General features: G+C 33.4%; 17 protein-coding genes. All 17 read left to right on the top strand.

Translation table 11 applies throughout. From position 1 onward, the window contains the following. Positions 1-103 precede the first annotated feature (103 nt). Positions 104-1,384: a sugar isomerase gene (locus tag R6X41_RS04970; protein ID WP_318498015.1), complete on the top strand. Its 1,281-nt coding sequence runs from the start codon at positions 104-106 to the stop codon at positions 1,382-1,384. Positions 1,385-1,389: 5 nt separating this feature from the next. Next, positions 1,390-2,763, top strand: a complete 1,374-nt coding sequence (locus tag R6X41_RS04965) for an FGGY-family carbohydrate kinase (RefSeq protein ID WP_318498013.1) — start codon at positions 1,390-1,392, stop codon at positions 2,761-2,763. Between the two features lie 33 nt (positions 2,764-2,796). Next, positions 2,797-4,086: a class II aldolase/adducin family protein gene (locus tag R6X41_RS04960; protein ID WP_318498011.1), complete on the top strand. Its 1,290-nt coding sequence runs from the start codon at positions 2,797-2,799 to the stop codon at positions 4,084-4,086. Positions 4,087-4,095: 9 nt separating this feature from the next. Then, positions 4,096-5,244 carry an alpha-hydroxy acid oxidase gene (locus tag R6X41_RS04955; RefSeq protein ID WP_318498009.1) on the top strand — a complete coding sequence of 383 codons (1,149 nt, stop codon included), beginning with the start codon at positions 4,096-4,098 and terminating at the stop codon, positions 5,242-5,244. Between the two features lie 21 nt (positions 5,245-5,265). Next, a complete protein-coding gene (gene aldA / locus R6X41_RS04950) occupies positions 5,266-6,705 on the top strand; it encodes an aldehyde dehydrogenase (protein ID WP_318498008.1) in 1,440 nt (479 codons plus the stop codon). A 76-nt stretch (positions 6,706-6,781) separates the two neighbouring features. Then, positions 6,782-8,194 (top strand): purine-cytosine permease family protein, encoded by a 1,413-nt coding sequence (locus R6X41_RS04945; protein ID WP_318498006.1) that lies wholly within the window; start codon positions 6,782-6,784, stop codon positions 8,192-8,194. Positions 8,195-8,805: 611 nt separating this feature from the next. Next, a complete protein-coding gene (locus R6X41_RS04940; protein WP_318498260.1) occupies positions 8,806-9,846 on the top strand; it encodes a GntR family transcriptional regulator in 1,041 nt (346 codons plus the stop codon). A gap of 211 nt (positions 9,847-10,057) precedes the next feature. Further along, positions 10,058-13,159 (top strand): SusC/RagA family TonB-linked outer membrane protein, encoded by a 3,102-nt coding sequence (locus R6X41_RS04935; RefSeq protein ID WP_318498004.1) that lies wholly within the window; start codon positions 10,058-10,060, stop codon positions 13,157-13,159. 25 nt (positions 13,160-13,184) lie between these two features. After that, the gene (locus R6X41_RS04930) at positions 13,185-14,687 is read left to right on the top strand and encodes a RagB/SusD family nutrient uptake outer membrane protein (protein WP_318498002.1); all 1,503 of its coding nucleotides are present in this window, start codon (positions 13,185-13,187) and stop codon (positions 14,685-14,687) included. A gap of 31 nt (positions 14,688-14,718) precedes the next feature. Further along, the gene (locus R6X41_RS04925) at positions 14,719-15,372 is read left to right on the top strand and encodes a fasciclin domain-containing protein (RefSeq protein WP_318498000.1); all 654 of its coding nucleotides are present in this window, start codon (positions 14,719-14,721) and stop codon (positions 15,370-15,372) included. Positions 15,373-15,497: 125 nt separating this feature from the next. Further along, positions 15,498-16,865: a 3-keto-disaccharide hydrolase gene (locus R6X41_RS04920; protein WP_318497998.1), complete on the top strand. Its 1,368-nt coding sequence runs from the start codon at positions 15,498-15,500 to the stop codon at positions 16,863-16,865. A gap of 5 nt (positions 16,866-16,870) precedes the next feature. Further along, the gene (locus R6X41_RS04915) at positions 16,871-18,211 is read left to right on the top strand and encodes a Gfo/Idh/MocA family protein (RefSeq protein ID WP_318497996.1); all 1,341 of its coding nucleotides are present in this window, start codon (positions 16,871-16,873) and stop codon (positions 18,209-18,211) included. A 49-nt stretch (positions 18,212-18,260) separates the two neighbouring features. Further along, positions 18,261-19,451 (top strand): Gfo/Idh/MocA family protein, encoded by a 1,191-nt coding sequence (locus tag R6X41_RS04910; protein ID WP_318497995.1) that lies wholly within the window; start codon positions 18,261-18,263, stop codon positions 19,449-19,451. A 260-nt stretch (positions 19,452-19,711) separates the two neighbouring features. Continuing rightward, positions 19,712-21,436: a sulfatase family protein gene (locus tag R6X41_RS04905; RefSeq protein WP_318497993.1), complete on the top strand. Its 1,725-nt coding sequence runs from the start codon at positions 19,712-19,714 to the stop codon at positions 21,434-21,436. Positions 21,437-21,518: 82 nt separating this feature from the next. Then, the gene (locus R6X41_RS04900) at positions 21,519-22,838 is read left to right on the top strand and encodes a family 43 glycosylhydrolase (protein WP_318497992.1); all 1,320 of its coding nucleotides are present in this window, start codon (positions 21,519-21,521) and stop codon (positions 22,836-22,838) included. 192 nt (positions 22,839-23,030) lie between these two features. After that, positions 23,031-24,590, top strand: coding sequence for a GH39 family glycosyl hydrolase (locus R6X41_RS04895; protein WP_318497991.1), 1,560 nt, complete (start codon positions 23,031-23,033; stop codon positions 24,588-24,590). 6 nt (positions 24,591-24,596) lie between these two features. Next, positions 24,597-25,214 (top strand): carbohydrate-binding protein, encoded by a 618-nt coding sequence (locus tag R6X41_RS04890; RefSeq protein ID WP_318498258.1) that lies wholly within the window; start codon positions 24,597-24,599, stop codon positions 25,212-25,214. Positions 25,215-25,226: the final 12 nt, after the last annotated feature.

The raw sequence follows: 25,226 nt of genomic DNA, 5'->3' as shown, positions 1-25,226 counted from the left end.
GTTAGTTTTTGTTAGTTACTAATTAGTTTGTTTTAGAGTTTGTTTTGAACCTTTCATTGGTTGTAAGATATTAATGAAAGGTTTTTTTAAAAAAATAAAAGACATGAGATTACAAGAATCACAAATATCAGATTTCAATAATAAATATATCGAAGACCATCAAAATCAATTTGATTTCTTAGGCCATTCGTTAGATAAAAAGAATATAAATACTCAGAATGTAGTCAATGCGTTGGCTAAATTTCAGGTCGCTATACCGAGTTGGGCGTTAGGGGCTGGAGGGACACGTTTTGGACGTTTTTCTTATTATGGAGAACCTTCAAATCTAACTCAGAAATTAGACGATGTAGGATTGCTTCATTCACTTACACAAACTGCAGGTGCTATTTCGTTACATATTCCATGGGATGTTCCTGAAGATTATAATGCAATTAAAGAACAGGCTAAAGCTTTAAATTTAAAGTTCGACGCTGTTAATTCCAATACATTTCAAGATCAGGCTAATGCTAAAGAAAGCTATAAGTTTGGTTCTCTTTGCAATACTAGTGAAGCGATAAGAGCTCAAGCTATTGCTCACAATCAGGAGGTTATTAAAATTGGTGAAAAACTAGGTTCAAAAAGTTTAAGCGTTTGGTTGGCCGATGGCGCTAATTTCCCTGGTCAAAATAATTTTCAAACTGCTCTTTCAAATACAGAAAACAGTTTAAAAGCCATTTATAAAACACTTCCAGACGACTGGAAATTGTTTATCGAATACAAACCTTACGAGCCTAATTTTTACAGCACAGTAATTCAAGATTGGGGAACTTCATTTATGTTAGCAAATGCCTGTGGTGAAAAAGCATTTACGCTTGTAGATTTAGGTCATCACTTACCAAATACGAATATCGAGCAAATTGTGTCAACCTTAATGCTGAAAGGTAAATTAGGAGGATTTCATTTTAATGATAGTAAATATGGCGACGACGATGTTACTGTAGGAAGTGTTAAGCCGTATGCTTTGTTCTTGATTTTTAATGAATTGGTATATGGAATGCAAAATAATCCTCAGAATCCAGAATTATCTTGGATGATAGATGCAAGTCATAATCTTAAAGATCCTTTAGAAGATTTAATGCAGTCTTTAGAAGCTATTCAGGAGGCTTATGCAAAAGCTTTATTGGTAGATCAAGCAGCATTAAAACAAGCTCAAATTGCTCACGATGTTGTGGCTTGCCAAGAAATATTACAAAACGCTTATCGCACAGATGTACGTCCATTATTAGCTCAAGCAAGGTTACAATCTGGCGGAGCATTAGATCCTTTGGCACTATATAGAGGGTTGCATGTTAGAGAAACTTTAATAGAAGAAAGAGGAAAACATACTATTGCTTCAGGATTATAACAGTTATGAAACAAAAAGTAACAGCAGTATTTGATATAGGAAAGACGAATAAAAAGTTTTTTCTGTTTAATGCCGATTTTAAAGAAGTTCATAAAGAATATGCGCGTTTTGATGAGATACAAGATGAAGATGGTCATCCTTCAGAAAATCTAGAAGCACTTCAAAGTTGGTTAAAAACAGTGTTTAATCGGATTTTAGAATCAGAAGCGTATGACGTTAAAGCCATTAATTTTTCTACATATGGGGCAAGTTTTGTTCATATAGACGAGAAAGGAAAGCCTTTAACTCCATTGTATAATTATACGAAGACTTTAGATCAGGAGGTTGTTGATTCGTTTTTTGAAACTTATGGTCCAAAAGATGAATTTTTAAAAACTACGGGTTGTACAGATTTAAGTATGCTTAATTCTGGGTTACAGTTATATTGGTTAAAGCATAAACAACCAGAGGTCTTTAAGAAAATTAAATATTCTTTGCATTTACCGCAATACTTAAGTTACATTTTTACAGGGGTGCCATTAAGCGAATACACAAGTATTGGTTGCCATACGGCACTTTGGAATTATAAAGAAAAAGATTATCACGAGTGGGTTTATAAGGAAGAATTACACAAAATATTGCCTCCAATTGTATCTACAGAAACCAGTATAAATATGAATTATAATGGGAAACGTATTAAAATAGGCGTTGGTATTCATGATAGTTCTTCAGCACTGTTGCCTTATGTAAGAAGCATTAAGAAAAAATTTGTATTGGTGTCTACGGGTACATGGAGTATTGTTTTTAATCCGTTTACCGACAATCCGATTGCTACAGAAGCTGATGGCGGAGATGTTATAAATTATATGCGAATTAATGGTAAAGCTGTAAAAGCATCAAGACTTTTTCTAGGAAATGAGTATAAATTACAAGTTGAAGAATTAGATAGTTATTTTGGTGTAGATGATGATTATCACCGTTCGGTTAAGTTTGATTATGACACGTATGTAGATATAAATATAGACTTTAAGAATCATTTTAAATGGAAAAGTATTGCAGCTGAAAACATGCCAAATAAAACTGAAATTGTCCATGATTCTTATGAGAAGTCTTATCATCAGCTCATGACAGAACTGGTTTTATTGCAAATTAAAAGTATAAAGAAAGCAATCGGTTCAGATGATATATCTAGAATATATGTAGACGGAGGTTTTAGTGATAACGACGTTTATATTAAGTTGTTAGCCCATCATTTTAACGATAAAAAGTTAAGGACTACAAATGCTTCAATGGGATCTGCATTAGGCTCTGCAATTTCAATATCTGACAGTAAATTAAATTCAAAGTTTCTTAAAAAGAATTACGCACTTAAAAAGCATACACCTTTTATAATAAGTTAAAAACCTTAAATTCTGATTTTTAATTCAAAAAAAATGACAAAGAAAATAAAACTAATTCATCCTCGCGATGAGATTACAACTATAATAAGTAGAATTTATAAACGAGGAATGACTACCACATCTGGGGGAAATATTTCTGTTATTGATGAAAATGGTGACATTTGGGTTACACCTTCGGCTGTAGATAAAGGATCTTTAAGAGCATCGGATATAATATGTGTTAAAAAAGACGGAACGGTTATAGGTAAACATAAGCCCTCTTCAGAGTTTCCTTTTCACAAAGCAATTTATGAATCCAGACCAGATATAAAATCGGTTATACATGCGCATCCGCCGGCATTAGTGTCTTTTAGTATCGTACGTCAAATTCCTAATACTAATATTATTTCTCAAGCAAAACATGTTTGTGGACCGATTGGTTACGCTAAATATGAATTACCAGGAAGTGAAAAATTAGGAGATGTTATTGGAGAAGAATTTAAAAAAGGATTCAAAGCAATAATTATGGAAAATCATGGTACCGTTTTAGGTGGTAGTGATTTAACAGATGCTTTTGAACGTTTTGAAGCTTTAGAGTTTTGTGCAAGTACCATTTTATATGGTTCACAAATAGGAACACCAAATTATTTAACCGATGCTCAGATTGATACGTTTGAAGCTCAAGCAACTGGTGTTTTAGCTGAAATGGTAGTTACTACATATCCTTCCGATGAAGTTGAAAAGCGTTTAGAAATTAAAAAAATAGTACAACGTTCTTGCGAACAAGGATTAATGATTAGTTCATATGGAACAGTATCTATGCGTTGGAACGACAATGATTTTTTAATTACACCAACGGGTGTGAACCGTTGGGATTTAGATATAGATGACATTGTTCAAATTAAAGACGGTAAACGCGAAGCAGGTAAAAAACCTAGTCGTGCCTCTTGGATTCATCAAGAAATTTATAAAAACAACCCAAAGGTAAATTCTATTATTATGACACAATCACCTTATTTAATGGCATTTGGAGTTACGGGGTCTTATTTAAATGTAAGGACGATTCCAGAGAGTTGGATCTTTTTACAAGATATTAGAACAGTGAAATACGGATCACATTTTAAAGAAAATAATAATTCTGAAATGGTTGAAGACTGTGCAACTGCTCTAATTATAGAGAATGATTCTGTGGTTATTACAGGAGACAAACTCCTTCAGACTTTCGATTATTTAGAGGTGGCCGAGTTTAGTGCTAAGTCAATTGTTTTAGGGAATTCTTTAGGGAATATGGTTCCAATTAACGATGAGCAAGTAGAAGAATTAAGAAAAAAGTTTTTATCCTAAATACATATTATGGCTTTAAAGTTTGATACACGCTATCCTTCAATAGATGATTTAAGAGCGAGAGCACAAGAAAAAATACCAAAATTTGCTTTCGAATATTTGGACGGTGGTTGTAATGAAGATGTGAATTTACATAGAAATACATCCGAATTAAGAGATGTTCAGCTAAAGCCAAATTATTTAAGACAACATCATGGTTCTTCGCTTAAAACCAAATTATTTGGGATCGAATACGATGCACCATTCGGTATTGCACCAGTCGGTTTGCAAGGCTTAATGTGGCCCAATGCACCAGAAATTTTAGCGAAAGCAGCGCACGAACATAATATTCCATTTGTATTAAGTACGGTTACTACTACAAGCATTGAACGTGCTAGTGAATTAACCGAAGGAAAGTCATGGTTTCAATTATATCACCCTGCAGAAAACAAATTAAGAGACGATATTATTAATCGTGCAGCCGCGGCAGAATGTCCTGTTTTAGTGATTTTATGCGACGTGCCTACGTTTGGTTTTCGTCCTAGAGATATTAGAAACGGATTAGCGATGCCGCCTAAAATGTCTGTTAAAAACATATTGCAGGTTCTAGGTAAACCTCATTGGGCGATGCAAACTTTACGACATGGTCAACCTAATTTTGAAACTTTAAAACCTTATATGCCAAAAGGTTTAGATTTAAAGCAATTGGGGAAATTTATGGATCAAACGTTTAGTGGACGTTTAAATGAAGAAAAAATAAAGCCAATTCGCGATATGTGGAAAGGAAAATTAGTGCTTAAAGGTGTGGCTTCAGAATATGATGCCGAAGAAGCTATTCGTTTAGGGCTAGACGGCATTATTGTTTCTAATCATGGAGGACGTCAATTAGATGCAGGAGAATCTACTATTAAACCATTATCTACAATTGCCGAAAAATATGGAGATAAAATTGAAGTCATGATGGATTCAGGAATTCGTTCAGGTCCAGATGTAGCTCGGGCTATGGCTAGCGGTGCTAAATTTACGTTTATGGGACGCTCGTTTATGTATGGTGTTTCTGCACTTGGAAGTCAAGGAGGAGACCATACCATTTCATTATTGAAAACGGAATTACAACAGGTCATGGATCAATTGTGTTGTGAAACGACTTCGGACTTTCCATATCATTTAGTCAAATAAATAAAAATAAAAAAACACAGAATGAAACATTATAAACAATATATAAACGGACAATTTGTAGATTCTAAAGCCACTTCGGTTATAGAAATTGTAAATCCATGTACAGAAGAAATTATAAGTACAATTTCCTCGGGAACTGTTGAAGATGCTAATAATGCTTTAGAAGCTGCTCAATCGGCACAACCTGCTTGGGAAGCATTGCCAGCTATACAGCGTGCAGCGTATTTACATAAAATGGCTACCGTAATTAGAGAAAATAGAGTGTTTTTAGCAGAAACACTATCTAAAGAACAAGCGAAAGTAATTGGTTTAGCACAAGTAGAAATAGACGTTACTGCAGATTACTTCGATTATAATGCCGGTTGGGCAAGACGTATTGAAGGTGAAATCATTCAAAGTGATCGTGAAAAAGAACACATCTACCTTCATAAAGTGCCAATTGGAGTTGCTGTAGGTATTTGTTCTTGGAATTTTCCATTTTTCGTTATGGCACGTAAGGTTGCCGCTTCGTTAATAACAGGGAATACATGTGTGATTAAGCCAAGTTCTGAAGCGCCAAATACAATTATGGAGTTCGCAGATTTTATTCAAAAAATTGAATTGCCAGACGGTGTTTTAAATTTCGTTTGTGGAGCAGGGAGAACTGTAGGGAATGCATTATCGAGAAGCCCTATTACCGGAATAATTAGTCTAACGGGTAGTGTTGGAGCTGGTCAAAAAATTATGGAAGCTGCGGCTGAAAATATTACCAAAGTTTCTTTAGAATTAGGAGGGAAAGCACCTGCAATAGTTTGTGCCGATGCTAATTTAGAATTGGCTGTAAACTCTATAGTGTCTTCTAAAGTGATTTTTAGCGGACAAGTATGTAACTGTGCAGAACGTGTGTATGTAGATGACAGTATTTATGAAGAATTTGTTGATAAATTAACAAAAAAGATGAGTGCGGTTAGTATTGGTGATGCACTTACAGGGACAGATGCAGATATGAGTAGTTTAGTATCTAAATCTCAAGTCGACAAAATCTCTGAAATGGTAGAGTTTGCTAAGAAAGAAGGAGCAGAAGTTTTAGTTGGAGGTAAGCGACCAGAACAATTTGATCGTGGATATTATTACGAACCAACACTTTTAACAAACTGTAGTCAAGATATGGAAATTGTTCAAGAAGAAGTTTTTGGACCCGTATTACCTGTCATGAAATTTAATACTTTAGAAGAAGCGATTGCTTTATCTAACGATTGTCAGTTTGGACTAACCTCATCTATTTTTTCAGAAAATTTCAATAACATAATGCGTGCAACTAATGGGCTACATTTTGGGGAAACTTATGTAAATAGAGAGCATTTTGAAGCGATTCAAGGATTTCATGCAGGTTGGAAAAAATCAGGAGTAGGTGGAGCAGACGGTAAGCATGGTATGGAAGAATACTTGCATACTCGTGTTGTTTACGCTAAATATTATTAAATAGTTATAGGGATAACTTCAAAAATTGTAACCGAATTTATAGTATCCCAATTAAACACAAACAAACTAACTAAACATGACACAACATAGTATAGAAGAGGAAGTAATAGTGCAGTCTAATGGAGGGGAATTCGAAAGAGAACCTGTACCGCAATCCAAACTTAAAGGGTGGAAAAACTTTATAGGAATGTATGCGGGAGAACACGCTGCTGGAACCGAATTTATGATTGGACCTCTGTTTTTAACCGCTGGGGTAAGCGCTTTCGACTTAATTGTTGGATTATTAATAGGAAATTTACTGGCAGTTTTAAGCTGGCGTTTTTTAACTGCAGAAATAGCTGTTAAAAATAGATTGACGCTATACTATCAATTAGAAAAAATTTGTGGTAAAAAATTAGTGACTGGATATAACTTAGCTAACGGAATTCTTTTTTGTTTTTTAGCAGGTTCTATGATTACAGTCTCAGCAACTGCGGTAGGCATTCCGTTCGATATGCCAATGCCAAAATTAACCGATACTATGCCTAATGGTTCAACATGGGTGATTATCGTTATTATTATAGGCGCTGTGATTTCAATTATAGCAGCACGTGGTTATGATACCGTTACGAAAGCCGCAAACTGGATGTCTCCTTTTATTGTTCTAGCTTTTATAGCATGTGGAATTGTTGCGCTAAATCAATTAGAAGTAGGTAGCTTCTCTGATTTTTGGAATATTTGGGGAGAAGGTTCAGATCCATTTCCAGGTCAAACAAAATTTACATTTTGGCATGTAGTTCTTTGGTCGTGGTTTGCTAACGGTGCGATGCACATTGGAATGTCTGATTTGTCTGTTTTTCGTTTTGCGAAGGAAGCAAAGGCAGGATGGGCAACTGCCGCAGGAATGTATGTAGGTCATTATATGGCTTGGATATCTGCAGCACTACTATATGCAGTATATTTAAAATCACCTGAAGCTATGACTTTTTTAAATAATGGAGATGCACCTCCAGTGGCACCTGGTCCTATGGCCCATAATGCCATAGGTGTATTTGGAATTATAGCCGTAGTATTAGCAGGATGGACAACTGCAAATCCAACCATTTATAGAGCCGGGTTGGCTTTTCAAGCCATCTTACCTAAATTATCTACTGCAAAGGTGACTATATTGGCAGGTGCAATTGCAACTATTGCAGGATTATTTCCGGCATTTGCAATGAAATTATTAGGTTTTGTGGCACTTTATGGTTTTATACTTGCTCCTTTCGGTGCGATAATTGTCTTTGAGCATTTCTTCCATAAAAAGGTTGGAATAGTGAAAAACTATGCAGAAATCGCGAAGCTCTCATTTAACAAATCAGTATTTTGGGCTTGGGCTATTAGTTTTGGATTGTTTTACTTTATATCTGTACAGTTTGATGTGTTCTTATCATTTGTAACACTTCCTGCTTGGTTATTATGTGGTGTGCTGTTTTTAGTTTTTAGTAAATATTCTCAGAAGCAATTGTAATTTATATTTTAATAGTATCGTCTGTATATAATACTTCTCACTTTTTAGCTACATTATTGTATGTGTATTAAGTGTAAATCATAATTTAAACATGAACCATTATAGATTTAAAGTCTATAGTGGTTCATTTAATTTTTGGTTTAATTAAGCTTATATTAATAGTGTCTGGGTGTAAAAATAAGATTACTAATTTCTCTCTACTTTATAGTGATTTCAACTTGCTTTATAGTCTTCAAGAAAAGTAAAAACAGATGTTTTATTTAGAGTAAAAACTTTCTTATTTATGTTTATTTCATTTTTTTTTTTTTTTTTTTTATGAAGTGTGAAAAAGGGTGTGATTTTAAGTAAATGGAATTATTAGACACTCTTTTTTGTGTTAAGTTGAAATTATAACTGCATTTTTTTGATTTATGATAATGAGATAAAATAAATACACTTTCCCTATTTCAACAATAGTATTTTATAATTTAAATATTGAAACCCTTATTTTACAGGGGGTCTGGACAATCGGTTACCCTATTTTGAATTTTTGGTTACTTGTCTAGACTTAAGTTTGTGAACAGATAAACTAAACTAACTATTTAAACTAAACTACTATGTGTGATTCTTTAATGTTGAAGTTTTTAAGTATTGATGAAAATTCTAGAGTTCCAAAATACATTCAAATAGTAAATTCTGTTGTTCATAATATATCCGTGGGAAATGTTACTTCTGGCGATAAAATTCCTTCAATTAATTCTCTGAGTGAAGAGTTTTATTTGTCTAGGGATACGGTGGCAAGAGCTTATAATATTTTAAAAGAAAGGAAAATTATTATATCTATTCATGGAAAGGGTAATTACATTACCCGAACTAAAATAATTTCTAAAGTGAATGTTTTATTTTTAGTTAATAAATTAAGTTCCTATAAGATGAGAATCTATAAATCCTTTCTAGATAATATTGCTCCAAATACTCATACCGATCTACATTTTTACCATTGTGATGAAATGTTGTTTTTGGAATTGATGAAAAAGTTTAAACTAGCCTACGATTACTATGTAATAATGCCTCATTTTAAAACTGAAAAATTACAACACATAAGTTTTACAGATGAAGTAACTAAGGTTTTAAATGAAATACCTAAAGAGAAACTTGTAATATTAGATAATAAACAACATCAAATAGAAGGAGAATTTGCAACAATTTATCAGGATTTTGAAAATGATATTTACGATGCCTTAAAGTCTGGTATAGATAAAATTTCGAAATACAAGAAAGTTGTTTTTGTATTTCCTCAAAAATCTGCTTACCCTTATCCCAAAAGAATTTTACATGGTTTCAGAAAATTTTGTGTTCACGAAAATATGGACTTTGAGGTTTTGGAGGAAGTATATGAGCATATGATTTTAAAAGAGGGTGATTTGTTTATAACAATAGAAGAGGATGATCTAGTTAAATTAACCAAACAAGTTAGAGATGAGAATTGGGCATTAGGAAAAGACATAGGTATCATCTCCTACAACGACACACCTTTGAAAGAACTTTTGGGTATTGCTGTAGTATCTACAGATTTTAAAATTATGGGTCAATTGACTGCCCATATGATTAATAACAAAGAAAGAACTGGAATAAAAGTCCCTTTTCATTTTATCGATAGAGATTCTGTTTAATAGAATTTAAATGGCTGAATTCTACCTGTCGTATAAGTATGTCTATTAACCAAATTAACAAATCAAACTTTTTATATCAATCAGTACTGTTCAGAATAGTATTGACTTATTTAAATTATTTCTTTGTTAATATAACGTTAAAACGATTTCAGCTTTTATGGTTCTTGGCTAAAAACAACAGGACTAATAATTTTTAATTAAATCATCCAATATGAAAAAAAAATCAAAAATACATCACACTAGGGTAAGTCATTCTTATTTACTTGTAATGTTATTCTTTTTAGGAATATGTTGTTTCTCGGCACAAGCTCAGGTAAATACAGTTTCTGGTAAAGTTACTTCAGTAGACGGAACACCTTTGTTGGGAGTTAATATTATACAAAAAGGAACAAATAACGGAGTAGTAAGTGATTTTGATGGTAACTATAATCTTAACTTAAAAACGGGATCTAGAATTTTAGTCTTTTCTTACTTAGGTTTTGAAGATAAGGAAATTTCTGTAACAAGTAAAAGTACAATTAATGTAAGCTTAATAGAAGACAATGAGCAATTAGATGAAGTTGTAGTTATTGGATATGGTACAGTGAAGAAACGTGATGTTTTGGGTTCTGTAGCTTCAGTAAAATCAAAAGAATTAAACGAATCAATTCCAGAAGACGCCTTACAAGGGATACAAGGTCGTGTGGCAGGTGTGCAAATTATTACAAATGGAGCACCAGGAGGTGGCTCAGAAATTTTAATTAGGGGTATATCTACACTTTCAGGAGGTACAGGTCCTTTGTATGTTGTTGATGGACAACAAGTAGATGATATTGATAACTTAAACCCGAGCGATATCGAGTCGATGGATGTCTTAAAAGACGGGGCATCTGCAGCTATATACGGATCAAAATCTGCAAATGGAGTCGTAATAATTACAACTAAAAAAGGAAAATTAGGAAAACCTAAAATAGATGTAAGTATTCAAAGTGGTATTAGCTTTTTAAGTAATAAAGTGCCGGTGTCTAATACGCTTCAACGTAATAAATTTATTAGTTTAAGAACAGGATCTACTGACAATTCTGGAGCCGTACAAGACTCTTTAGGTATACGCACATCATTGGTGGTCGATATTCAAGAAGAAATAAAACAACTAGGAAACAAGAACCAAATAAATGTTGCTTTTAGTGGGGGTAGTGAAGGAGCTAAATATTATTGGAATTCTGGATTCTTAACAGAAGAAGGTATTATTATAGGAAGTAGTTTTAAAAGAATGAATTCGAATTTAAATCTTGATTTCGATATTAGTAAAGTCGTTACAGCAGGAACTAGGATGTCCTTTTCATACCAATTTCAAGATGGAATTCCTGAAGCTACAGTATTTAGAGAACTATCTTATAGACAACCTGATGTATTATTAATTGATTTTGATGGATCTTATGTTAGAGAGCGTTTTGCAAGAAGTAATCCAATTGCAAGGGCAGATTTGGCAACTCAAAATAACAGACAGTTTAGAGGGTCGTCTTTTAACTATATCAATTTTCAAATAATTCCGGGGTTATCGTTTAGAAGTACTTTAGGTTTTAATTACCGACAACAAAAATTAAATGAATTTAGACCTTCACAAACTGTAGATGCTACAAGTGGTAGAATTACAGGAAGTGAAAGACAACGATTATCTTACGATATTCAAAACGAAAATTACTTTTCTTATAATAAAGAGTTTAAAGGTGGGCATTCCGTTACAGGTTTATTAGGGTTATCTGTTCAAAAATGGGAACAAGAAAATTCTGATTTAGTAGCGAACGAATTTAATAACGATTATATAGAAACGTTTAATAATGTAGCAGAATTAAATTTAGATAATACAGGTACCTACTGGTTTAGACATTCTTTATCTTCTGTATATGCAAGAGCAACTTACAATTATAAAGATAAATATTTACTTGGAGCGACGTTTCGTAGAGACGGATCATCAAGATTTGGAGATGACAAACGTTGGGGTAATTTTCCTGGAGTTTCTGCAGGTTGGAGAATTTCTGGAGAAAATTTTATGAAATCTGTAGACTTTATTTCAGAATTTAAATTAAGAGCGAGTTATGCTATTACAGGTAATGAACGTATTGGGAATTACGATAACCAGGCATTATACGCCCCAGGTAATTATTACGATGGAACAAATGGATTTGCGGCTTTTCAATTAGGAAATCCAAATTTAGGTTGGGAACAAACGGCACAACAAAATTATGGTGTGGATTTAGGATTATTTAAAAGACGTTTAAGTATTTCTGTGGATGGATACATTAAAACAACCACAGATTTATTATACGACAGACCAATCCCTGAAGAAACTGGATTTTCTTCTGTGAGGGCAAATATTGGTTCAGTAGAGAATAAAGGTTTAGAATTTCAAATTTCAGGAACACCTATTCAAACAAAGAATTTTAGTTGGTTTTCAAGTTTCAATCTTGCTTATAACGAAAATACTGTGCTAGAGTTAGCAGATGAAGATGGTTTTGAAGTTGATGGATATTATATTGAAGAAGGTAAATCGATAGGAAATATGTATGGGTATAAAAACCTTGGTGTTTACAGGTATGATGAGTCTAACGCTTATACAAATGATGGTGTTAGGTTAAAAGCCAATTTTGATGAAAACGATAATTTTGTTAACTACACATTAAAAGGTGAAGCGTATAACGGAACTGTAAATAAACTGATGTTTGGTAACAGAGAATTAGGAGGTGGAGATATTATTTTTGAAGATCAAAATAACGATTTTGTTATAGATAACGCTAATGATAGAACAATAATAGGTAATGGGTTATCTGATTATTCAGGTGGATTTAGAAACAGCTTCACATATAAAGAATTTTCATTTACAATGCTTTTTAACTTTAATTTTGGGAACGATATTTATAGAGGATATGACCATACTAGAGATAAAGCTTCCAATAGTGTTTATACACCAGGGCCATATAGAATTGAAGGAGCATGGGTGAATCCAGGTGATATTGCTAAGTATCCTAGTTTAGAATCAAGCAGGTCCCAAAACAGAAGTGGTTATGAGTCTAACTACGTAAGCAAAGCAGATTTTATAAAACTTCAAAACATTAGAATAGGTTATAATTTTAATAAAGAAACATTAGATGCCTTAAAAATTGCAGACATGTTATCGTTAAGTGTAGTGGTAAATAATCTAGTAACTTTTACAAATTACGAAGGTTACAATCCAGAATTAGGATGGCAAGGTAACCCACTTAGACCAGGTTGGGATAACCTAAGATATCCTAATAAAACGGAAATTATCTTTAGTTTAAATGCCCGTTTCTAATTAATTAATAATAAAAATATTTAAGATGAAAAGATATAAACATACGCTATCCATATTTGCCTTAAGCACGCTAATGGTGTTGGGTGTTTCATGTGAAGATATATTAGACGAAACTCCAATAAGTGAAGTGTCTGATGGCACGTTTTGGAAAACAAATGAAGATGCAGATTTAGGTGTTATTTCTATTTATGATGCCTTACAGAAAACATATAGAACCAACCATTTTTATTGGGGAGAGTACAGAGCCGATAATTATGTGGTTTCAAATCAACCCTCTGGACAGACCGAAGATTTAATCAATAATGCATTAACTCCCGAAACCGAAGATTATTTAAGATGGAATGAATTTTACAAGGTTATTTTTAGAGCCAATACAGCTATCGATAAAATTCCACAAATTCCTCAATATGATGAGAATTTATTAGGTGAAGCCTATGCTTGTCGTGCATATGCGTATTTTGATGCATATAGAGTTTGGGGTGGTGTTCCTTTATTTAAAGATGCAGCCTTGACCTTTTCAGATAACTCATTTAAAGAAAAATCAACACCAGAGGAAGTCCTTGCTTTAGCACTTTCAGATTTAGAAGAAGCGAGTCGTCTTATTGCAAAGCCAACAAGTCCAACACGTTTTTCTGTGGCAAGTATTTTAGCTTTTAAAGCAAAAGTATATATGTATCTAAATAGATATGAAGAGGCAAATACGGCCTTAAACGAGTTAATTGCCTTAAATCAATACCAGCTAACTACAGATCGAACGTCTTGGAGAAACTTATTCTTAAACGATATTGCTTTTCCAGGCGAAGGTGAAGAAGGTCCAGAATTAATTATGTCTCTTAAATATACGTTTGCTGAAGATGGAAGAAGAGCTTCAGGAATCTACGAATTATTTTTTCAAGGTGTGCCTTCAGTGTGGGTTTCACCTAAGGTAACAGAATTGTGGACAACAAGATTTCCTACAGATTCTACATCTTGGGCAGATAAATATCCAGGTGTGCCACCTCACGTTATGAATGTAAATCCGGCAAGTGGAGAAGAAGAACTAGTGTATGGAGATTACCGCTATTATGAAAGTATTACGGAGGTCGCAGACGAGCAAGATTTAAGAATTTCTAAATATGCTAAAACAAATTACAGTCCAGCAGAAGATGATACCGATATTGTATTGTTTCGTTATGCAGACATGTTATTGTTAAAAGCTGAAGCTGAAAATAAATTAGGAAACCCAGAGGCTGCATTAGCCTTATTGGATGAAGTTCGTATTTCTCGTGGACTACCTAAAGTAAATTCAGGAGCACTTCCAGATGTTAATATTAATAATATGGATGCTTTAGAAGACTTCATTTTAGATGAAAGACAATTAGAATTAATCGCCGAAGGTAGCCGTTGGTGGGATCTAGTTAGAACAGATAAAGCTGTAGAGGTTATGGGACCTATTAATGGCCAAACTAAAGAGACAATTATATGGCCAATTTACTTCAGACATTTAGTAGATAATCCAAAATTGACACAGAACGAAGCCTACAGGTAATTCTAAATTATTCAGATAAAATAAAAATCAAATGAAAAAAATAATAAAATATAGACTTCATATCGCTCTAGCAATTTGCATCGCATTTGTATTTACAAGTTGTGATTTAGAGCCTCAGGACAAATTTAGATTTAACCCAGAAACGGTACCACAATATACGTTTGGAGAAAAGACACCTTGGGAATGGTTGAAAACGAATCCTAATGACGAATTCTCTTTAATGATTCAAGCTGTAGAGTTATCTGATTTGGTAGAAGAGTATAGCAATAAAACAGACAAGCGAACCTATTTCTTAATTAAAGACGAGGGGTTTACTAAGTTTAACGGTATTCTAAAACGAGAGTTTGGGTCTGATACTTTAGAATTAACAGAAGTTGATCCTGTAAAGTTACGTAAAATTTTAATGTACCATATCCTACCTCAATATGTAGATCAAGGCCCTGATAACCTTCTTACTTTAGATTTTAATTATAGTTTTCCAACGTTAACAAAAGACCTTGGAAATCCAAATATGACAATTAATAGAGATTGGAATTATGTAATGCAATTAAATCAAGATCCTAATTTAGGAACAGGTAGTAAATTAACTACAGACGTTAAACTACATAATTATATATTTTCTAATGGTAACTCTGTAGCTCATTTAACCGAAGGTTACGCTAGGGTAGAACCTTTCGAAGATTAAATTTAATTTATAGATTAAAATCTTCTAAAAGAAGTACATACCCCAAGTATTAGTTAGCTCATTTTTGATTAATAAGTATTTGGGGTATTGTCTAGAGTAAAATTAAATTAGAAATAATTAAAGCAATGAAACAAACTAATTTTTTAGTAGTACACCTATTCATATTTGTTTTTTTATCTGGTTATTCACAAGAAAAAACTAAAAATTTCCCATGGACCAACTTAATAGAAGGTAATACCTTAAACGGTTGGGATATAAAAGGAGGTGAAGCGTCTTATAGAGTTGAAAACGGCGTTATAATAGGAACAACCGTAGCACATACGCCTAATACATTCTTAACGACTATTAAACACTACGATAATTTTATACTTGAACTAGATTTTAAGGTCGATTCAACTATGAATTCTGGAATTCAAATAAGGAGTAACAGCTTTCCTTTTTACCAAAATGGTAGAGTTCACGGGTATCAAATAGAAATAGATCCTTCAAAACGAGCATGGAGTGGAGGGATTTTTGATGAAGGTCGAAGAAAATGGTTAACAACTTTAGAAGATAATCCAGCAGCACAAAATGCTTTTAAACAAAATGACTGGAACCATTATAGAATAGAAGCGATTAACGATACCATTAAAACTTGGATTAATGGTGTACCGGCAACTTATCTGGTAGACGATAAAACGGCATCAGGATTTATTGCTTTACAAGTGCATAGTATTCACGGCAATCAAAAAGAAGGGACAACTATTTCTTGGAAGAATATAAATATTTTAACCGAGAACCTAGATAAATACACTGCAAAATCCCCATTACAACCCGTACTTACAAAAAATAATTTAACCATCGATGAAGCGAAAAAAGGATGGAAAATGTTATGGGATGGAGAAACTACCACGGGATGGAAAGGTGCTAAACTAGATGTTTTTCCAGAAAAAGGTTGGAAAATTAAAGATGGAGAACTAACTGTTTTATCTTCTGGAGGTGCAGAATCTGCTGCTGGAGGAGATATAGTAACTGAAACATTATATGGTGATTTTGAATTGAAAGTTGATTTTAAACTTACAGCAGGTGCTAATAGTGGTATTAAATATTATGTAGACACAAATATTAATAAAGGTGAAGGTTCGTCTATAGGTTTAGAGTATCAAATTCTAGATGATAATTTACATCCAGATGCCAAACTAGGTAGTCATGAAGGAAGTAGGACAGTGTGTTCATTATACGATCTAATTCAAGCAAATCCAGAGAAACCAATACATCCTATTGGAGAATGGAATACAGCCTATATTATTTCACAAAATAACCATGTCGAACATTGGATAAATGGGATGAAGGTTTTAGAATATGAAAGAGGAGGTGATGAATTTCTAAAATTAGTTTCTGAAAGTAAATATGCTAAATGGCCCGACTTTGGCTTATTAGAGCAAGGTCAAATTCTTCTACAAGATCATGGTGATCACGTGTCATTTAAAAACATTAAAATTATATCCCTTTAATAGCTATGACCTCAAGAAGAAATTTTCTTAAAAAAACAGTGTTAGCAGGTGCAGGATTAACAGTTGTAAACTCTGCAATGGCAATGTCTGCAAAAAGTTATAACAATATTATTGGTGCAAACGAACGTTTAAATGTTGCTATTGCAGGTTTAGGAAGAAGAATGGGTGCATTTACAGCCCCAATTGCATCAAAACAAAGTAATGTGGAATTGATTTATTTATGCGATGTCATGGAGAGTCAGCGTATAAACGGATTAAAAGAATTTAAAAAACATATCGATTATAATCCAGCATTAGAAAATGACATTAGAAAAGTTTTGGATGATAAAAATGTTGATTTACTAATTAATGCAACCCCAGATCATTGGCATGCACCAGGTTCTATCATGGCAATGAAAGCAGGGAAACATGTCTATGTAGAAAAGCCATGTAGTCATAATATGTATGAAAATGAACAGTTGGTTGCTGCGTCTAAACAATTTAATAAGGTTGTGCAAATGGGTAATCAACAGCGTTCTTCGGGACATACAATCGAAATTGTTAATGAAATTCATAATGGTATTATAGGGACACCGTATAAGGCAGTTGCTTTTTATAATAACGGTCGAGGAGAAGTGCCATTGCAGAAAAAAGCAGCAATTCCAGAAGGATTAGATTGGGATTTATGGCAAGGCCCAGCACCGCGTAGAGATTACACGTCTGAAACATGGAATTATAATTGGCATTGGTACGGATGGGACTATGGAACTGCCGAAGCCGGTAATAACGGCACACATGAGTTAGACGTAGCACGTTGGGCATTACAGGTTAATACACCAATACATACACAAGTTAATGCAGAAAAGAATCATTTTTTAAATGATGGATGGGAAATGTATGACACTATGGATGCAACCTTTAAATTCTCCGATAATAAAGAGATTAAGTGGGATGGTAAATCTAGGAATAAATACAATACCTATGGAGCCGGTCGTGGGACATTAATTTATGGTACCGAAGGCGTTGTATTTGTAGATAGAGGTAAATATATGTTATACGATCGTAATGGAGTACTTGTCAAAGAGAACACATCGGCATCTATAGAATCTGGAACAGCGTTAGGTGGTGGTGGTGATATGTCTACAGCACATACACAGAATTTTTTCGATGCCATTCGTGGAAAATCAAAATTAACAGCGCCAATAGACGATGCGAGTCATAGTATGGCTTTAGTGCATTATGCTAACATTGCTTATAGAATACATAGTGAATTTGATATTGATGAGGCAACAGGTGTTATGTATAACCGTGAGGCTATGAAGTTATGGTCACGTAGTTATGAACCAGGTTGGGAAGTAAAACTATAAGGCTGTTTTTGGATATAAAAATGATTTCATAATAAAAATTAAGAGCTAAGTGCAACGTAGGGATTTTATAAAAAAAGGAGGAGCTGTATCTGCAGCATTAGTAGTTAGTAGTTCTGTTTTAGGAAGTATTAGTTACGGGATTAATACGGACCGAAAAATTAATATTGGAATTATTGGTACTGGTGTTCGCGGAAAAGGGTTATTGAAAACTATAAATACAATCGATAATATGGATGTTGTTGCATGCTGCGATACTATTCCTTTTCATTTAGACGAATCTTTAAAACTTACAAATGGCTTAGCAATAGGGTATAGTGATTATCATGAATTATTAAAAGATAAAAATGTTGATGCTGTATTGGTTACAGCACCATTTTATTTACATACCCAAATATCTATAGCAGCTTTAGATGCTGGGAAACATGTGTATTGTGAAAAAACACTTGCAAAAGGCTATGAAGGGATTAACACACTTGTTTCTAAAGTGAAAAATAGTGATAGAATTTTTCAAGTGGGTCATCAATATCATAGTTCAAGGTTATATACACATGTTGTAGAATTACTAAAAGAAGGAAAAGTGGGAACTATTTCTGCTTTCGAATGCCAATGGAATAGACATGGAGATTGGAGAAGGTCTGTTTCTAAACCAGATTTAGAGCGTCAAATTAATTGGCGAATGTATAAGGAATATTCAGGTGGTCTTTTGGCTGAATTATCCTCACATCAAATAGAGTTTGTGAATTGGGTTTTAGATGCACACCCTGAAAAAGTAACAGGTTTCGGAGGTGTTAATTATTGGAAAGATGGACGAGAAACCTATGATAATATACACGTTATGTACAGTTATCCCGATGGTGTTAAAGCCAGTTTTATATGCTTAACAACCAATGCTAACGAAGGCTATCAAATAAAAGTTTTAGGGGATAAAGGTACGTTATTAATAGATTATGATACGGCTTGGTTTTATCCTGAAGGAAGTAAAAAAATAGTAAATACAGATGTTGACGGTGTTTCTGGAGCTACTGCTAAATTTAAGTATCAAAATGGTGAAGAAATTAAAGTAAGCCATTTAGACCCTAGTAAGCAAGCTCTTGTAGACTTTAAAACAAGTATTTTAAACAATAAACAGCCCGAGTCTAATGTGTATACAGGAGCGAGAGCCGCGGTTTGTATCCAAATGGGCTTGGATGCGATGTATAATAACGAGATTGTAAATTGGAACCCGGGGTTTGATATATAGGAATTTAAAATTCTTTATTAAGTAAATATCAATAAAGAATAAGTGTTTGTTTTTAAGATTGGTTAGACAGGACTTTTGGATTGGTTTTTATAAAAAACCAATCTAAGTCGTGTTTTATCTAATAGTAATTCAAAATATTTTTTCACAACATAAAATTTCAAATCATAATGTGATTGAAGTATAAATAGTAAGTGTTCTACATTGAAACAGTGTTGCTGCTTGTGTAGCATATTAAGTGTATTAAAATTAATAAAATAAGGATGAGTGAGAAATTCGAAATCATAAGAAAAGGAGTAAAGCAACTAGTGTTATTTAGTTTTACCTGTATGTTTCTTTTAGGCTGTAAAAACAAAACGAAGGTAGAAGAAATCGTAGTTGAAAAGAAGCCTAATATTATTTTTATTCTAACAGATGATCAGAGATGGGATGCTCTGGGATATGCTGGAAATGAGTTGGCCTATACTCCAGAAATGGATAAGCTGGCAGAAGAAGGGGTGTTTTTTAAGAATACTATGGCAACAACGCCTATTTGTTCGGCTAGTCGAGCAAGTATTTTTAGTGGTTTGCATGAACGTACACACAATTACAGTTTCACCACTGGCGAGATAAAAGAAGAATATATGAAGGAGGCCTATCCACGTGTACTTAAAGAGGCGGGGTATTACACGGGTTTGTATGGTAAATTTGGTGTAAAATACAATCATTTAGATTCTTTATATAATGAACATGAAGATTATGATTTACGTTACGATCGTACAGATAAAAGTAGTTATTACTATAAAACGATAGACAAAGATACTGTGCATTTAACCAGATATACGGGACATAAAGGGGTTGAATTTATTAAGAATGCACCAACAGATAAACCCTTTTGTTTACAATTAAGTTTTAGTGCTCCACATGCAAGCGATAATACCGTAGAACAATATTTTTGGCAAGAAGAAAATAACCATGTTCTAGAAAATATAACGGTTCCAAATGCAGAAATTTCAGATGATGAATATTACGAGCGTTTACCACAATCTGTTAAAGATGGTTTTAATCGACTACGTTGGTATTGGAGAGATGACACACCAGAAAAATATCAGCATAGTGTAAAAGGGTATTATCGTATGATTGCTGGTATAGATAATGAAATTGCGAAAATCCGTAAAGAATTAGAAGTTAAAGGTATTTCAGATAATACCATTATAGTTCTTATGGGAGATAATGGGTTTTTCTTAGGAGAAAGACAAATTTCAGGAAAGTGGTTAATGTATGAAAACTCAATAAAAGTACCTTTAATTATCTATGATCCAAGAGTCAATAATCATAAAGATATTGATGCCATGGCCTTAAATATAGATATTCCGTCTACTATTTTAGATTTTGCAGGCATAACCGCCCCTTCTACATGGCAAGGAAAAAGTTTAAAGCATTTTGTAGATTCTGAAGATCTAACTGTAAATAGAGATACAATCCTTATTGAACATTTATGGCATTTTAAAGATATTCCCGCAAGTGAAGGTGTACGCACCAAAGATTGGAAATATTTTAGATATGTAGAAGATAAATCTATTGAAGAATTGTATGATTTAAATGCAGATCCTAAAGAGATAAATAACCTAATAAAAGATGAAGAACACCGTACTGTTTTAAATGCTTTACGTAATAAATGTGATGCGCTTATTGAAGAATATAAAGATCCGTATACTTTAAATCCAAATCACATTAATTTTAATAATAAGACATTTAGTTGGGACGTTTCAAACGATTCAGAAAAACAATCGGCATATCAAATTTTGGTAGCTTCGTCTATACAAAATATAGATAATAATATTGGTGATGTTTGGAATAGTGATAAAGTAGAAAGCGAGATAAGCAATGGAGTAGCCTATGCCGGGAAGCCTTTAAAATCAAATCATGATTATTACTGGAAATTGCGTGTATGGGACGAGATAAATAGAACAGGGCGTTATAGCAAAGCTCAAAAAGTAAATAATTAATTAATAATAGAAATCAAATTTAAAAGGTTCGAAAATAAGTTGTTTCCGAGTCTTTTCTTTAACAATAAATAAGTCATTTTATATGAAAGTTTTAAAACACATTTTTACGTTTGCTCTCTTGAGTACCGTTTCAATTATTAATGCTCAAAACCCAATTATTAAAGATTTTGGGATGGCAGATCCGCATATTTATATTTTTAATGATAAAGCTTATCTATTTTCAACTCGTGATGAAGATCCTAAAGCGAATCATTTTATAATGCCTGATTGGCATATTTGGTCCTCAGAGGATTTAGTGACTTGGGATTACGAGCGAGAAATTAATCCTTCAGAAACGTACATGGGAGCGGGTTCTACTCGATGTTGGGCAACAGAAACGGTAACTAAAAACGGAAAATATTATTTCTATTTTTCTAATGGAAACGACGATACAGGGGTTATGGTTGCAGATAAACCAGAAGGACCTTATAAAGATGTTTTAGGAAAACCTTTATTAGAAAAAAACTTAACGCCGGGTAGTGAGTATGATCCAACGGTATTAGTAGAAGATGACGGAAATGCCTATGTTATTTTTGGTCATTTAGCTTCAGAAGAAAAAGATTTAAGATATTATATAGCAGAACTGGGAGAGGATATGATGTCTTTAAATGAAGCACCCAAAGTGGTGGTTTTTAATAAAAAAGATGGTTTTTATAACGACAAGCCAAACTTACATAAACGCAATGGTATCTATTATTTATCTGCAGGATCTCTGTATGCAACATCTAAGACTATTTATGGGCCTTATAATTTTGTAGGAAATTCAGGAGATGGGAATTATGGGTTAACAGGTCAAGCACACGGTAATTATTTTACATGGAATAATCAATGGTTTCATACGTGGTGTAAATTTCATATCGATCCGAAATTGAAATTTAGAGAGTCGTATATAACGTATTTGCATTATAAAGATAATGGTGAAATGGTAGATGATACAAACTTTCTAAAGAAACACTTTGCTACAGGAGTTGGTCGTTACGATTCCAATTGGGATAAAATTGAGGCAGAATGGTTCATGGAGTCTCAGAATTTAGAAAAGAAAGAATCCCCTAATGGTGGGTTTGAGATTCAAAATGTTCAAAATAATGCAAAATTATATTTTCCCAACGTGTCAAATCTTTCGGATAAAAAAGCAATCGAATTTCAGGTTTCATCAGAAAGCGAGGGGACTATAAAAATCTATAATAAAAAGGAAAAAGGAAAGCTTTTAGGAACATGTAGAATTACAAATACAGGTGGCTTTTTAACTTATAAAACATTTACGTGTGATTTAAATAATCTAAATAATGTAAAAAATATTAGTATTGTTTTTGAAGGAAAAGGAGCAGATATTTTACATCTAGACGGGTTTAAATTTAAATAGATTGCGATTCAATACCAATGAATATGAAAAACATCATCGATCTCGATGGTGTTTTTTTTGTATAAAAATTCAATGGTATTTATTAACCTCAGTACACTTCAGAATAGTTATAGTTTAAAGTAATATTATTTTACGAGTTCTTATAAGTGGATGATTTTATTCCATTTGTTAGTGGTTGTAATAATATGGACTATGAAAAAAAAACTACTCTATGGGCTTTGTTTATTCTTCTTGACGTTTACTCAAGCTCAAGTAACACTGTTTACTGATTTCACTGATGGCGGTAACAAAAAAGAAACGCTTCATAATATATGGTCTGTAGCAAACAGAATAAGCCCTACAAATGGAGCAGGTGTACGACCTGATGTAGACGTTAATCTAGTACGGATGATTGGTGGTGTTAAAAAAAAGGTTAATGGTGTAAACGTGCCAGACTTAGCATTTGATACCGTGACTTATGACGAGGATACTCGTACTTATGTTTACAATTGGATGCCTTTAATATCTCGGCTGGATAACATTGTAAATTCACATACTAAAATTCATCAGTTGGTACTCGATCAGGTACCTTGGGCTTTTCAGCAGGGTTATAATTTTATTCCAGACGGTCAACCTTATAATGGCATAGACTTTAAGGAAAGTGAAAGAATAACAATTTACGGTAATGCTTTACCTCCAAAAGATAAAATTGCTTATAGTGAATTTATTAAAGCCATGATGCAAAAATTAATTGATACTTATGGTGAAGCCTTAGTACTTTCTTGGCGTTTTAGAGTAGGATCAGAAATTGAAACGCCAGATCATTGGAGAGGAACTAAGCAAGATTTTATAGACCATTATGCGAATACAGAAAAAGCAGTACGCGCTGTATTACTCAACGCTACTATAGGTGTGCATACTAGAGATCCAGAGTTTTTATATAAAAATGGTATAGAAAAAAACTATAAAGGCGAGCCTTTCGCTTCCTTTGCTAAAGAATTAATTGAGTATAGTTACGATAATGATGTGCGTTACGATTTTTGGGGTGTATCAGATTATATTTTAATTAACATTGCAAAGTTTCGAGATATATCGGGTAAGTATAATAAGTTATATGCACCGCTGTTAAATCATCCCAAATGGAATACCAATGCGACGTTGGATCTTATGGAGTATTCTGTGGTAACAACTATGACATCACCTGATGGTGGTTACCTGACATGTAATACGGCACATACAACGGCTATGAACCTAGCTTTTACGCATATGTTTTATAAGAATGAGAAGCACAGGTTAGATGGTATATTTAGATGGGGACAAAGACCAAATACGATCGATCCACCTAGCATAGAGACCGTGAAGTCCATGGTTGGAAAAACACGATACGAGACCGAAATATTAGGTATACCTGCTACATCAACAAATAAATTAGATCAATATTTAATAAAGAAGCCTGATTTGGTCTCGTTGAAATCAGGATTTGATAGAAAGGGAACCCCATCTAGGACGTTAACTACAGCTAGCTATAATGCTTACAAAAATTTTACTGACTTCTCGGCCTTTGAGTTTAATGAAACTAAGGAAATAATAACAACATCTCGTTCAGATGGAGGTTTAGGGTCGGTAGTTATCTTAAACACAAAAATAGGACCGTTTGAATTTAAAAAATTTGAATTTAGGCAAGAATCAACCTTGGAGGAAGTACAAACAGCTTATAACGGAGCCATAAATTTACCAGGTATTTTAGAAGCCGAAAATTATGATTTAGGATGAGAAGGAATTAGTTACCATGATCCAACTACTGGAAATTCAGGACATGTATATAGAACAGATGATGTAGACTTACAATTAATTTCAGGAACTAATTATACAATAGGATGGACAGCTAATACTGAATGGCAAGAATACACAGTAAATGTAGAAAAAGAAGGATCGTATGATTTTGAATTTACCTATGCAGCAGCAAATACAGGTGCTCAAATAGGGATTGATATAGATGGAAGCAATATGTTTTCAAATTTTGACCTTGTACAAACAGCAGGATGGACAACATTTGAAACGCATATAAAACATGATGTCCAGTTGCCAGCAGGAGAAAGTATCCTTAGAATAAATACAGAACAAAGTGGATTTAATTTAGATAAGATTACTATATCTGAATCAAATAGCTTGAGTATTGGAAGTGTTGAAAATGAAGTGTATAGGCTTCAGGTGTTTCCTAACCCTAGTCCCACTGGACTATTCAATTTAAGTCAGAATCAAAAATGGGAGGTATATGCCATTAATGGAGTTAAAATTAGTGAAGGCGAAGGAAAGCAAATAAACTTATCGGAGTTTGCTCAAGGGTTATATCTTCTTAAAACAGAAAAACATTCATTTAAATTATTGAAAAAATAGTTTTACATCAAA

The sequence above is a fragment of the Formosa sejongensis genome (genome assembly GCF_033447105.1).
GTDB lineage: Bacteria > Bacteroidota > Bacteroidia > Flavobacteriales > Flavobacteriaceae > Formosa.
The sequence above is the reverse complement of the archived record's forward strand: the minus strand, read 5'-3'. Positions and strand labels throughout refer to the sequence as shown.

Bases quoted from the DNA above. Each gene is read 5' to 3' on its own strand.
- R6X41_RS04900 (WP_318497992.1), top strand. From the start codon at position 21,519: ATGAAAGTTTTAAAACACATTTTTACGTTTGCTCTCTTGAGTACCGTT.
- R6X41_RS04915 (WP_318497996.1), top strand. From the start codon at position 16,871: ATGACCTCAAGAAGAAATTTTCTTAAAAAAACAGTGTTAGCAGGTGCA.
- aldA (WP_318498008.1), top strand. From the start codon at position 5,266: ATGAAACATTATAAACAATATATAAACGGACAATTTGTAGATTCTAAA.
- R6X41_RS04935 (WP_318498004.1), top strand. From the start codon at position 10,058: ATGAAAAAAAAATCAAAAATACATCACACTAGGGTAAGTCATTCTTAT.
- R6X41_RS04930 (WP_318498002.1), top strand. From the start codon at position 13,185: ATGAAAAGATATAAACATACGCTATCCATATTTGCCTTAAGCACGCTA.
- R6X41_RS04895 (WP_318497991.1), top strand. From the start codon at position 23,031: ATGAAAAAAAAACTACTCTATGGGCTTTGTTTATTCTTCTTGACGTTT.
- R6X41_RS04960 (WP_318498011.1), top strand. From the start codon at position 2,797: ATGACAAAGAAAATAAAACTAATTCATCCTCGCGATGAGATTACAACT.
- R6X41_RS04920 (WP_318497998.1), top strand. From the start codon at position 15,498: ATGAAACAAACTAATTTTTTAGTAGTACACCTATTCATATTTGTTTTT.
- R6X41_RS04940 (WP_318498260.1), top strand. From the start codon at position 8,806: ATGTTGAAGTTTTTAAGTATTGATGAAAATTCTAGAGTTCCAAAATAC.
- R6X41_RS04925 (WP_318498000.1), top strand. From the start codon at position 14,719: ATGAAAAAAATAATAAAATATAGACTTCATATCGCTCTAGCAATTTGC.
- R6X41_RS04970 (WP_318498015.1), top strand. From the start codon at position 104: ATGAGATTACAAGAATCACAAATATCAGATTTCAATAATAAATATATC.
- R6X41_RS04965 (WP_318498013.1), top strand. From the start codon at position 1,390: ATGAAACAAAAAGTAACAGCAGTATTTGATATAGGAAAGACGAATAAA.
- R6X41_RS04945 (WP_318498006.1), top strand. From the start codon at position 6,782: ATGACACAACATAGTATAGAAGAGGAAGTAATAGTGCAGTCTAATGGA.
- R6X41_RS04955 (WP_318498009.1), top strand. From the start codon at position 4,096: ATGGCTTTAAAGTTTGATACACGCTATCCTTCAATAGATGATTTAAGA.
- R6X41_RS04905 (WP_318497993.1), top strand. From the start codon at position 19,712: ATGAGTGAGAAATTCGAAATCATAAGAAAAGGAGTAAAGCAACTAGTG.